Source organism: Desulfofundulus sp., from assembly GCF_049701015.1.
Classification (GTDB): Bacteria; Bacillota; Desulfotomaculia; order Desulfotomaculales; family Desulfovirgulaceae; genus Desulfofundulus.
This window is the reverse complement of sequence record NZ_JBNATZ010000058.1, coordinates 1-12135: the sequence shown is the minus strand read 5'-3', so window position 1 is coordinate 12135 and position 12135 is coordinate 1. Positions and strand designations below refer to the sequence as shown.

Annotated in this window: 13 protein-coding genes and 1 tRNA gene; 1 reads left to right on the top strand and 13 read right to left on the bottom strand. The window is 47.7% G+C overall.

The genetic code is table 11. From position 1 onward, the window contains the following. Positions 1-76: 76 nt before the first annotated feature. From ACPLUI_RS05585 to ACPLUI_RS05545, 9 genes are all read right to left on the bottom strand, one after another. Positions 77-1663: an FAD-binding protein gene (locus ACPLUI_RS05585; RefSeq protein ID WP_424659287.1), complete on the bottom strand. Its 1587-nt coding sequence runs from the start codon at positions 1661-1663 to the stop codon at positions 77-79. A 32-nt stretch (positions 1664-1695) separates the two neighbouring features. Next, a complete protein-coding gene (locus ACPLUI_RS05580; protein WP_424659286.1) occupies positions 1696-2379 on the bottom strand; it encodes a 4Fe-4S dicluster domain-containing protein in 684 nt (227 codons plus the stop codon). A gap of 25 nt (positions 2380-2404) precedes the next feature. Beyond that, on the bottom strand, positions 2405-3268 hold the full coding sequence (locus ACPLUI_RS05575; protein ID WP_424659285.1) for a CoB--CoM heterodisulfide reductase iron-sulfur subunit B family protein: 864 nt from the start codon (positions 3266-3268) through the stop codon (positions 2405-2407). Between the two features lie 16 nt (positions 3269-3284). Next, positions 3285-3686: a 4Fe-4S dicluster domain-containing protein gene (locus tag ACPLUI_RS05570; protein ID WP_424659284.1), complete on the bottom strand. Its 402-nt coding sequence runs from the start codon at positions 3684-3686 to the stop codon at positions 3285-3287. Between the two features lie 328 nt (positions 3687-4014). Beyond that, entirely contained in the window at positions 4015-4236 is a 222-nt protein-coding gene (locus tag ACPLUI_RS05565; RefSeq protein WP_424659283.1) for a hypothetical protein, read from the bottom strand. Positions 4237-4369: 133 nt separating this feature from the next. Beyond that, entirely contained in the window at positions 4370-4702 is a 333-nt protein-coding gene (locus ACPLUI_RS05560) for a hypothetical protein (RefSeq protein WP_424659282.1), read from the bottom strand. 288 nt (positions 4703-4990) lie between these two features. After that, positions 4991-5077 (bottom strand) — tRNA-Leu (locus ACPLUI_RS05555). 158 nt (positions 5078-5235) lie between these two features. After that, positions 5236-6666 carry a VWA domain-containing protein gene (locus ACPLUI_RS05550; RefSeq protein WP_424659281.1) on the bottom strand — a complete coding sequence of 477 codons (1431 nt, stop codon included), beginning with the start codon at positions 6664-6666 and terminating at the stop codon, positions 5236-5238. 101 nt (positions 6667-6767) lie between these two features. Beyond that, positions 6768-7838: a hypothetical protein gene (locus tag ACPLUI_RS05545; RefSeq protein WP_424659280.1), complete on the bottom strand. Its 1071-nt coding sequence runs from the start codon at positions 7836-7838 to the stop codon at positions 6768-6770. A gap of 98 nt (positions 7839-7936) precedes the next feature. Here ACPLUI_RS05545 and ACPLUI_RS05540 point away from each other — a divergent pair, with 98 nt between their 5' ends. Continuing rightward, complete coding sequence (locus ACPLUI_RS05540) at positions 7937-8926, top strand: AAA family ATPase (protein WP_424659279.1); 990 nt, start codon at positions 7937-7939, stop codon at positions 8924-8926. Between the two features lie 10 nt (positions 8927-8936). Here ACPLUI_RS05540 and ACPLUI_RS05535 read toward each other — a convergent pair whose 3' ends face one another. The 4 genes from ACPLUI_RS05535 to hemL all read right to left on the bottom strand — a co-directional run bounded on the left by ACPLUI_RS05535 (position 8937) and on the right by hemL (position 12036). After that, positions 8937-9335 (bottom strand): secondary thiamine-phosphate synthase enzyme YjbQ, encoded by a 399-nt coding sequence (locus tag ACPLUI_RS05535; protein ID WP_424659278.1) that lies wholly within the window; start codon positions 9333-9335, stop codon positions 8937-8939. Continuing rightward, positions 9332-9829: a TIGR00725 family protein gene (locus ACPLUI_RS05530; protein WP_424659277.1), complete on the bottom strand. Its 498-nt coding sequence runs from the start codon at positions 9827-9829 to the stop codon at positions 9332-9334. Before ACPLUI_RS05530 ends, ACPLUI_RS05535 begins: the two co-directional genes overlap by 4 nt. A 38-nt stretch (positions 9830-9867) precedes the next feature. Next, on the bottom strand, positions 9868-10509 hold the full coding sequence (locus tag ACPLUI_RS05525; RefSeq protein WP_424659276.1) for a redox-sensing transcriptional repressor Rex: 642 nt from the start codon (positions 10507-10509) through the stop codon (positions 9868-9870). A 234-nt stretch (positions 10510-10743) separates the two neighbouring features. Then, complete coding sequence (gene hemL / locus ACPLUI_RS05520) at positions 10744-12036, bottom strand: glutamate-1-semialdehyde 2,1-aminomutase (RefSeq protein WP_424659275.1); 1293 nt, start codon at positions 12034-12036, stop codon at positions 10744-10746. Positions 12037-12135: the final 99 nt, after the last annotated feature.

Sequence of the window (12135 nt, the reverse complement as noted above, 5' to 3'; positions counted from 1 at the left end):
CGCATGTCCGGTGGTGTGAGAGGACGGGGGCTAGCCGCCCCCTCCTACTCGATTATATATATATACCATATACTTATTAACCACTGATTTTACCACGGTAATCGGGCAGCAAAATGGGTGCTATCTTTTGACCGAGACCTTCTTTTTGCAGTTCTTCATGGTACCGTTTGACGTGATCAAGGGTAAGTCTGCCTAATTTCACGCTTTTTGCCCTTTCGGCAGCATTCATTCCAGCCCGTCGGCCAAATACGATGATATCAAGCAGAGAGTTGCCCATCAGCCGGTTTCGTCCATGTACTCCCCCGGATGCTTCTCCGGCTACATAAAGGTTGGGTATATTTGTTTCGGCCCGGTCGTTGATCAAAATACCTCCATTCTGGTAGTGGAGAGTTGGGTAAACCAGGATGGGTTGTTCTGCCATGTTGATATTGAAACGTTTATACTGGCGGAACATGGCTGGCAGTTCTCTCTCCACTGTACCCTTACCATGGATGATGTCGATCATGGGGGAATCAAGCCATACGCCAGACATACCGCTGGGAGTGGTTATCCCTTTTTTCCGTTCTTTACATTCCCGTATGATTGCTGATGAAACTGCGTCCCTGGTTTCCAGCGGGTAGATAAATTGTTCTCCCTCCGCATTGACCAGTTGAGCACCAAGGCCACGTACCTTTTCGGTTACCAGTTGCCCAACGATCTGTTCAGGAAACGCTACGCCTGTCGGGTGGAACTGGGTGGCGTCCAGATAAATTAATTTCGCTCCTGCCCGGTAAGCCATAACAATACCATCTGCTGTGGCACCGTAGTGGTTGGTAGTGGGGAAACCGCCGATATGCAGGCGTCCGGAACCTCCGGTGGCAATAATGACCGTTTTTGCCCTTACCACCAGGTATTGTTCAGTCTCCAGGTTATATAGTACAGCTCCGGCACACTGTCCGTATTCATCAATGATTAGTTCGACGGCAGGGGAAAATTCAATAACGGGAATACCCCGGTTCCGGGCTTCATCCCGCAGGGTGCGCATAATCTCCGCACCTGAATAATCATGGGCAAAATGCATGCGTTTGCGGGAAGTACCTCCGCCATGGATGGTATGCATGGTACCATCGGGAAATTTACTGAACATGCAACCCAGACTTTCTAACCACTGGATGCAAAGTGGCGCATCTTTTACTAAAGCTGCGACAAGTTCGGGTATGTTATAATAACCTCCACCGCCCATCACATCGAGGTAGTGGATAGCCGGGGAGTCATTTTCTTTGTCGGCAGCCTGAATACCTCCTTCTGCCATCATGGTATTAGCATCCCCATGGCGCAGTTTGGTGGCGATCAATACGCTCGCGCCTGCTTCGTGCGCTAAAAGAGCTGCCGATGTACCGGCACCGCCACCACCAATCACCAGGACATCTACGTCGAAATCTATATTCGCTAGGGAAAAATTATCAGGATCAAGCATGCTGCGGCTTTCCAGCAGGTCAGCATGTTCGTGCGTAAACTTGTCGCCTCTATTAGGCCCCACCTTTACCGGCCTGGTAGCTTCGGGCATATAATCTGGATGGTAGGAACGCAAGAGATTTTCTTTCTCTTCGGGCTTAAGGCGGGGGAAAGTTTCCTTTAAACGCCGTTCCCTGGTTTGTTCCACACGTTTAATAGCTTCCAGCATTTCCTGAGTATACATTAGTTTATTCACCTTCCTTATGGTTCAATATCCCGGGCGTTATATAATTTTTGTAATTCCTCTTTGTCCATCTTCATCAGCCTGTCCAATTCCTCGTCAAACTTTCCGGCCTTGATTTCTTCTACTCTTTTGGCCAGATGTTGGGCCGGTGGAGCGATATGACGGCCATAGAGTCGGCGAGCCAGAATAGCTACGTTATATTGTACGATCTCAGCAGGGCACCGGGAAGCGCATAGACCACACATAATGCAGTCGAAGGACAAGTTGGCCACTTTGGCGATGTCTCCCCGCTGGGCTGCAGCTATATAGTCCATTACCTTTAATTCCTGGGGACAGATTCTGGTACACTGGTTACAACCAAGGCAACGGGTTGTTTCGGGATAATAGCGCAACAATGTGGCCAGAGTGGGCGTAAGCTCCTCCAGGTTATAAGTGGCTTTATTGGCAGGATAAAAAGGTATCTGGGTCAAATACATGTTATCTTCTACCATAGTTTGGCAGGCCAGACCAACTTTTAACCTGAAATCTCCTGGTTTGCGGTAAACCGTGCCACAGGCACCGCAAAAACCTCCGCGGCATCCGCAGCCCCGGATAAAACGGTAACCTGCGTATTCCATGGCTTTCATAATCGTAAGACCATATGGTACTTTATAATGTTTCCCCATAATGTATATATTTACCATTTCTTTTTCTTCCGCCATAGCTCTTTCCTCCTTCAAGGCAGATCTACGCTCCCACCAGTAGAGGTCTGGGATCTACGTAGTGTTGTTCCAGGCCGAGTTTTTCCTGGGGAAGTTCCAGAGCTAAACCTAAAAGCTGGGTAAAATATAAAACGGGAATTGTTTTAAAACTGTTCTTTTTCTGAAGGATTTTTTTCTGGAACCAATCAAGGTTAAACTGGCACAGAGGGCAACTGGTAACAATTGCTTCTGCTCCCCTGTTCGTGGCAGATTGTAAAATTTCCTCCACCTTTTGCATTACCAGGGCATTATCATGCAATATTTGATAAGAACCACAACAGGTTGTTTTATTGGGGTATTCAATCACCTCCGCGCCGAGGGCACTTACTAGTTCTTCCATGATGGTCGGGTTTTCGGGATCGTCAAAGTTCATTTCCGAAGCCGGCCGGACGAGCATACAGCCGTAATAACATGCTACTTTAAGTCCGTCTAGACTTCTGGTTACCTTGTTCCTGATTGTATCGAACCCCACATCTTCCTTACAGATTTCTAATGGGTGGACGGGCCTGATATCGCCGGTATAATTTTCTTCTAAATAATCATTGAGTTTTCTTCTGGCTTCCAGGTTATTTTTTATAACATTGTTAACTCTTTTTAAAACATGATAGCAGAAGGAGCAAACTGTTACGAGCTTGCCCCCCCCTTCTCTGGCCGCATTCGCTAAAATACGTGCTGCTGCGACCATGCCGATATAATTGTCCTGAGCCAGGGGAAATACCGTGCCACAGCAGGTCCATTGGGACAGTTCGTTTAATTCAACGCCTAAAGCGGCCAGAGAGCCCCGGGTAGAATCATCCAGACCTTTTGCTTTGCTGTGTAGAGTGCATCCTGGAAAGTATGGGATCCTCATCCTTTCCCCCCCTTTTTTAAGCGCTGAGCTTGCGGAAACCGCTGGTCAGGGCCATCTGTGGGACTTCGGTGAGTAACTCCAGTGGAATTTTTTCAGCAATTAATACTTCCCTGCCCTGGCGTAGGTTTATTAACCGAAGAGCTTCCATTAACCTGGCAATGTCTATCCCCCGCGGGCACCGGGCAGTACAAATTAAACAAGTACTGCATACCCAGATGGATTTTAAATTTACTACGTTTGGATTTCCCAGTTGTATCATGCGCATTACCTGACGCGGTGGAAAATCCATAATCTCTCTGCCCGTACAGCTTGCACTGCACGTCCCACATTGCATGCAAAGATTTGGATTTTGCCCACTGATTTCTTTAATACGTTCAATTAAATCACGGCTTATCTTGGACGACAAATCCATAGCCATTTGCATCGGACTCCTTTTTGTGCAAATTCTTTGTTATCACATCTTTTGTAATTTAAAATTCTCCTTTCCCTCCCACCCTCTCCAAAGGGAATCTTCCGGCCTCTCATGGGTTCCATGCAAATTCCTTGCTAGATGAACATATTCCTGCTCCGAGAAATTTCCGGGGAGTAACTATTATTATTCTTAATAATCATAGTAATTCGGTATTATAGAGACAATTTCCCGGACAAAAGTAAAAAAATTAAAATTACATGGGGCTTCTAACTTTTATAAATTAACAATAGTTATTAGAAAAAAGATTCCTGATAAACTATAGAATATTTTTTGATTACTTTATTTTAGGGGGGACGTTGCGTGATATACCCAACCTGTTCAGGTATTTTACTACTGGAACTGGTGCCAGGCCACCCTTTAAGACAGGTATCCCTTCAATTAAAACTACAGGCGACTCGTCAGGAGCCAGATCCCTGTCGAACCGGTAGGTTACTACGACATTGCTACCATACATACGTTCCAGCAGGCCCTGTAAAAAACGGTATTGAAAAGACAAATCGCGTTCACCAGACGCGCATTCTTCCGGTACTCATCCGGGTTCCCCTTGGGGGTCAGGTGGGGTTTTTCCTAAAACTACTATTGTAACAGGCATTCTTAGCCCCCTTACCTATTATATTGGTAGCGGAGAATTATTTGGTGATGAATTCAAAAAACTGGATCAGCTGTTGGTTTCTACTCATAAGAAATTCTTCTATCTGTGATTGATTTATCCTTCTTACTACATCGGGATTTTCTTTGTCAGCCAAACTAAACATGATTCTTGCAATCTTTCCTGATTCAATAGCTAATGTGATTATAATATCTTCTAATTCACTAAATTCCGTCTTGAATTCAAACTCATCAAATTCTTCGGGTGGATCTGGTATATAAGTGCAAATGATACCATAACCATTTATTTTGCCTGTATCTTTCATATTATTCAAGTTTACTCTTCTTCCCATATACCTACGAAATTGCTCCATAGAAATTCCTCCTGATCCTACATGTAATAAAATTGCCACTTTGCACCCGGTTTTCCTCTTCAGGAAAATTATAGTCCGCTCATTCCGAACCACATCATCAACGCTCAGTATGTACAAAAAGATTATTCTCCTTTTCCTTCACATTTTCCTCCTTCCAGAGACTTGCATAAATCCCACCAGCTGTTATGAAAGATTACCCTGCTTGTAAAATCTGTTAAAAAATAACTAAGCCCTGAAGAATTTCCGTCTTATTCTCGGAAACCCTTCAGGGCTTGATTTTGCTGTATTTGGTGCGGCAGAAGGGACTTGAACCCCCACGGGCCTACGCCCACAAGAACCTGAATCTTGCGCGTCTGCCAATTCCGCCACTGCCGCACATCCTACCGACGAAAGATATTATAGCATATTCCGTAAGACCTGACAAGGGGGATTTTCATGCGCCCTGGAGGCATGGATTTTCTTCCCCCGGTAATGCCCGTGTTAGCAATTATAAATATATGAGAAATACTGTACGCTGTCAAGCTCTTAAAGAATTAAAATATCTGGTTTGCAATTCTGGTTAACTGGGAAAGGTTACAGCATTCAAATACATACTGGCAGTAGGGAGTGTAAAGGTGCATAATGCTATCTTCCAGGCTCCAGCTTTCACGTGGGGCTGGATTTAACCAGATAACACGCCGTACCCGCTGGCAAATCTCACGGAAATAATCTTCACCTGGAGGTTTATAATTGTTACGGGCGTCTCCCAGGATGATAAGAGTGACTTTCTTGTGAAGTATGTGCAGATGCTCGTGGAAAAACTGGCGCCAAACCGCACCGTAATCGGAGAAACCTGTCCTCCAGATGCCGGTTTGTCGCTGAATATTTCGCATCACCCTCTCGATGTCCATCTCTTTTTTTAAATAGGCGGTAACTTCGGCTATGGCGTCAACAAAAGCATAGGAACGCACCAGACGGAATTTACTTTGCATGGCGTGAACCAGAAGGAGCATGAACTGGCTGTAAGGAGCTACGGAACCGGAGACATCGCAAAGGACAACTAAATCCGGTCTTGTTGCCTGGCGGTCCTGGTGACAGAGGATTATGGGTATTCCTCCTGTTGTGGTTGCCAGGCGTACCGTACGTTTTATGTCAACGGCTCCGCGAGTTGACGGAATACGCCGGTAACCCGCGCGGGTAGCTAAACGTCGGCCCAGGCGGGCTACTTGTTTTTTAACTTGTATCACCTGTTCAGGATCCAGTTCGGCAAAGCAACGTTCATATAAATTGGCTTCTCGTGCGATAGCTGACAACTTCTTCGGTTGGCTTTGGCATTGCAGTTTTTCGATTTCATGTTTGAGCATGTGTTCCAGTTCCAGAAGATTTTCCTGCCGGCGCAGTTTTTCAGCTTTTCCAACGGAGAAACGTTCCAGCCAATCCCGTAACTGCTTAAGCATTTCACGGTAATTTTCTCCGGTAGTTTCTTCAGCCAGTGGGATGATGGTAAGTACGACTTCCCGGGCCAGGGATTTTAAATCCCCCTCGCTTCTATCTTTTGCAAGTGTCATGGCCACTTTTTGTCCTGCTGCCTCAAGAGGAACCGTACTGCCAACTTGAAAATGCTCGCTCTTTTGCCCTTGTCCGGTATTATATCCCCTGCTACCTCCCTGCCCTGCTGGATCTCCATTCCCGGCTGGTAAACCGTCTTCGTTGTTCAAGGCTTGCCGTAGCCACTCTTTCATCTGCGCAAGTTTTGCGTTGAATTCTTCCGGGGATAGCCGGGGAGGAACAACAGGCATGGCGAACTTTTTGCCTGGCTGTTCCTGGTTTTTAGCTCTTTGTTTAAGCGTTGCCCAGTAGAGGTCGAAGAGTTTTTCCAGGATCCTCTCCTGTCCGATTTCTTTAATCAGGGTGGTCTGCATGACAAGGAGCAGGTTCTCCCGGGTGGGCTCCAGGAGGGGTAGGGCTTTGAAAAGATCCAGCATTTCCCCTGTGGAGACTGGGATACCGGCCTGTCTCAGCAATTGTAAGAATCCTATCATATACTCAACCATGGGCTTTTCCTGGTACCGCTCCCACTACTTTTTCAGATAATATACTCAAATATTTGGGAAGTAAAGCTTTCCATGGCCCGATATAGCTGAACTACCTGTTCCAAGGCCTCTTCCTCTACAAATTTAATTGAAGCTTTAAGGCTCATCTGCCTTTCCTTGATATTATATGTCGCTGAGAAGATCCCCTGACGGAGAAAAATGTAAAATTGCTGATCTTTGCGAAAACCCAGCTTTTTAATTAAAATATGAGGTTCCAGGTTAATTTTGTCTATAGTACGCTGCAGGATTAAATCAGTAAAACCAAGCAAGACAGTCAATTGTTTATGGAGTTCGCTGGTTATAGTCTCCGGTTTTTCCAGGCAAAGCTCCGCTTCTATTTTTTGAGCGCTCTGGGTGAAAGTGAGGTGTCCGGCAGGATTAAAAATGGCCCGCAGGGCATCCTGTTGCTCTAAATAAATTATTTGGCCCTGGAATTGATTTAAAAATTCCGCAAAACATTCCGGTGCTACTACTTTTCGAGCTGATATGGTCAGCACTCCTGCTGAAGGTTCTTCCTTGTGTGCGGTTACTTCCGGCGTGAATACCCGGAGTACCTCTGCAAGGGAGATTTTATTTAGGAGCTGCCGGCAGTGGTGCTCTGCGTCTCGAAAGTGAGGTATAAATTTAATCTTAGCGGTAGCAATTCCTCCCTGCACCATCAAGGAGACAGGGCAACTTACCGCTACGTCCCGCGAGTGCCACTGTACCTGGAATTGTCCTGATAGTTCTTGCGCTTCCAGGTCGAGATGTTCCAACAGGGTCAATTTTTCTATAATTTCTGGTAAAGGGTGAGCTATGGCGGTAACCAGGATTTTTTGATCCGTTACTGTTTGGAAGTAGGAGGATGAGTAGGTATGGGGTACAATGGAAAAAAGTAGTGGAACGATTTTTTCTCCCCATTCCCACTCCCGGGTGGTAATATAAATGTAGTTCTGCCCTATGGTCATTTGTAAGCCATCTACAAAGATTTCATTTCCCCGGGTACCCAGACCGGGTTGTTCTGCCAGAAAAGTCAGCAAAGTGGCTTTTTTGTCCATGTTACGGGTGAGTATCTCTATACGCATCTTGGGCCACCGTTTCAGTTTTTTCTCACTTTCATTTTGTTTTGTTGAGAGGGTTTTCGTCAAGATCTATAAACCTGGGTTTTCGGAGGCAGAAAATTATGCACCGACTGTTTCGCAGTGTACAGGCTGTCATGGATGGTCTTCTGGAACAGCAGTATTTGTGTAACCGTACTGTAGCTACCACCCTTTTCCTGGCTGCCCACCTGCGCAAACCGCTGCTGGTGGAGGGACCGGCAGGTGTGGGTAAGACATCCCTGGCTCAGGCCCTGGCCGGAGCATTGGATACCACGCTGGTCCGCCTGCAATGTTATCCCGGTCTGGATGAGGCTAAGGCTCTCTACGAGTGGAATTATCAAAAGCAGTTACTCTATATCCAGGTTGCCGCTGGGAACAATCGGCATGTATGGGAAGAACTGCGTCAGGACATTTATACACCGGAATTTTTGCTGGCCCGACCGCTTTTAAAAGCCTTCTTATCCGAAAAACCGGTAGTCCTTCTGGTGGATGAAGTGGATAAAAGTGATGAGGAGCTGGAAAGCTTTCTTTTAGAGGCCTTATCCGAGTTTCAGGTTTCCATACCCGAACTGGGTACCATACGGGCCAGGCATATACCTTTTACCCTGCTTACCAGCAACAGTAGCAGGGAGTTCAGTGACGCCTTGAAAAGGCGCTGCATGCACCTGTACATCCCATATCCGACTGTCGAACAGGAGCGGGCCATTGTTGCTTTAAAGGTGCCTGGCATCGACGAGGTACTGGCCAACCAGGTGGTTAATTTCGTTCACAGTTTACGTCGCCTGGCACTTAAAAAAAGTCCCAGCATATCTGAGACCCTCGATTTTGCACGCACCATGCTGTTATTGGAAACTAAGCGACTTGAGCCACGGGTAGTAACTCAGGCCCTCAATGTCCTGTTGAAATATCAGGAAGATGTGGAAAAAGTCATGGCTATGCTTGGGGATTTAATGCCGGAGGTCCAGGAGGAAGATAGTTCCCCTGCCGCTCAGAGCATGATTCCAGATGTGTCGGCGGCAGACGAAAAAACGGGGGAGCCGCAGGGCGTGGACCTGTCCCGGTTCAACTTTTAGGACGGGATATCTAATCAGCTACCACCTTGACCAGCACTTTGCGCTGCCGGGGTCCGTCGAATTCGCAAAAAAAGATCCCCTGCCAGGTACCCAGGACAAGCTGGCCGTCTGTTACCAGTACGGTGAGGGATGAGTTGATGAGGCTCGTCTTGATGTGGGCGTCGGCGTTTCCTTCTAAATGCTGGTAATTTCCTTCGCGAGGTATCAACCTGTCCAGTTCAGATAATATGTCTTGGGCAACTGAAGGGTCGGCGTGTTCGTTAATCGTAATACCGGCTGTCGTATGGGGTACAAAGAGATGGCAACATCCATGGGTGATTTTTGCGTCCTGAATGATTTTCCGTACTTGAGAAGTAATATCCACAAGCTGGGAGCGAGCTGTGGTGTTAATGGTTAGAGTGTGAATCATTCCGGTTCCCCTTTCCAATTAGAGATTAAAAACAGAGCCAACTCTACTGCTTCCTGCGCATTACTGGCTGTTCGTATCCCACAGGACACGACAGGGTGCTCCAATTTCCAGGTATCCAGGCCAATAACCGGTTTATTCATTTTTAGAGCCAGCCCGATTTCCGAGAGAGTACCATAACCTCCACCGATGGCCACGATGGCATCAGCTGCACAGGCTATGATGGCGTTTCGTGCATTTCCCAACCCGGTGGGCAGGGCTACGGTTAAATAGGGGTTACCCTCCTCCCGGTGCTGGCCGGGGAGAATGCCGACAACTATTCCTCCTGCCTGGCGGGCACCCCGGGAAGCTGCTTCCATAACTCCGCCCCGGCCGCCGCAAATTAAAATGGCTCCTTTGCGGGCGATTTCCTGGCCTACTTCCTCGGCCAGTTCCCGTTCCCGTTCTGTACATTTTGCTCCGCCAATAACACTGATATACCGGTTCACTTTTATCACCAGCTAAAGCAGGCCGTAAATGTACGGCCTGTCGTTTTTTAAAGGCGCTGGGCCGACTTGAATCCCAGGTTGAATGTAAGTATTTCCAATTTTACGGACAGGTCCACATTGCGTATCTCTATCCCTTCCGGCAGGTTCAATGCGACCGGGGCAAAGTTTAGAATGGCCTCCAGCCCATTTTTAACCATAAAATCAGCTACGTCCTGAGCTGCACGGGGAGGTACGGCGATAATACCAATACGGGCCCTGTGTTCCTTAATTACATCGGGCATTTTTTCCATGGGCAGTACTTCAAGTTCGGCAATTTTCTTCCCTATTTTGGTCAGGTCGTTATCAAAAACGCCTACAATTTTAAAGCCCCGGCTGTTAAACCCCTTGTATGTGCATAGTGCATATCCCAGGTTACCGGCACCTACCAGAATCAGCGGCCATTCCTGGTCCAATCCGAGAATCTTTTTAGTATAACGCATCAGATCTTTAACATTATATCCGACTCCACGGGTGCCAAATTCACCAAAGTATGCCAGGTCCTTGCGTACCTGGGCCGGACTTACTCCTACTCCTTCAGCGATTTCACCGGAGGAGACAGTAGTTACTCCGTTACGGTCCAGACGTTCAAGATACCGTGAATATATTGATAGCCTGGTGACTGTGGCTTCTGGTACGCGCAGGGTTTTCAATCAGATCGCCTCCTTGACCTGTTGTTCTATGCAAATAAGGGACCTTATCATGGCCCCGGTTTGAAAACGGGCTTTTAAGTTATAAAATTCACATGCTAGGTATTTTATATCATTTGTAACTCCCTGTGTCAAATAAGTTTTTCCCAGCATACAAAGAAAAGCCCCGAAAAGAAGTTTCTCCTCGGGGAATGGTTGCGAACACAAAATTCGCCCTTTCCTCCAGTCCTGTGACTTTTATATTTTACTGGCAGCGGCAAAGGCTTTCCGGGCTGCTTCCACCGTTTGCTGGATGTGTTCGTCGGTATGAGCCAGGCTGACAAAGGTGGCCTCGAATTGTGACGGTGCCAGGTAAACTCCCTGTTCCAGCATGGACCGGAAAAAGACAGCATAGCGGCGAGTATCTGCCGTACAGGCAGTGTTATAATCTACTACTGGTGTTTCGGTAAAGAAAGTGCAGAGCATGGAACCAACCCGGTTGAATGAAAGTATTAGGCCTGCTTCGCGGGCGGCTTCGGTCAGTCCCTGCATAAGAAGGGCTGTTTTACGTTCCAGCTCTTCATAAGTGCCAGGCTTTTTCAGTGCCCTTAAGGTGGCCAGGCCTGCGGTTACGGCCAGAGGATTGCCTGAAAGAGTGCCTGCCTGATAAACCGGGCCTTCCGGTGCCACCTGTTCCATGATCTGTCGCCTTCCGCCATAGGCACCTACGGGTAAACCGCCACCAATGATCTTGCCCAGGCAGGTCAGGTCGGGGTCAATATTGTACAGGGCCTGGGCACCGCCGTAAGAAAGCCTGAAGCCGGTAATCACTTCGTCAAAAATTAATAATGCTCCGTAATGGCGGGTGATTTCCCTGAGCCCCTCTAAAAAGCCTTCTCGGGGCGGTACTACACCCATGTTGCCAGCTACCGGTTCTACAATCACGGCTGCAATATCTTTGCCTTTCCGATCAAAGATTGCTTCTAACGTATCCAGGTCGTTATAAGGGGCCACAATGGTATCCGCCGCGGTACCGGCCGGTACACCGGGGCTGCTCGGCACTCCCAGGGTCAAGGCACCGGAGCCGGCTTTAATTAACAAAAAGTCGGCATGGCCATGGTAACAGCCCTCGAATTTAATAATCTTATTACGACCCGTGTATGCCCGGGCCAGTCTCAGCGCACTCATGGTTGCTTCCGTTCCTGAGTTTACCAGACGTACCATTTCTACTGAAGGTAGCGCTTCCACAATGGCCCTGGCCAGTTCAATTTCGAGTTCGGTGGGAGCACCAAAACTGGTCCCGATCTCCAAACATTCCTGCAGAGCCGCCATGACTTCAGGGTGACGATGGCCCAGGATGAGCGGTCCCCAGGAACCCACGTAGTCTATGTATTTATTGCCGTCCACATCATAAATCAGCGCTCCCTCTCCCCTTGCTATGAAAAGGGGTTGCCCTCCTACAGCTTTGAAAGCCCTGACGGGGCTATTTACCCCGCCGGGCATGTAGCAGCGGGCCCGGGCGAACAGTTCCTCAGACCTTGCGAATGACAAAATACCACCCTCATTTCTCTACGAAATATTTCATGCTGCTCTTTTTCAGTTCAGCTATACTGAAAAGTAGACGATAACTTGTAATCCCGCTGGCCCTGG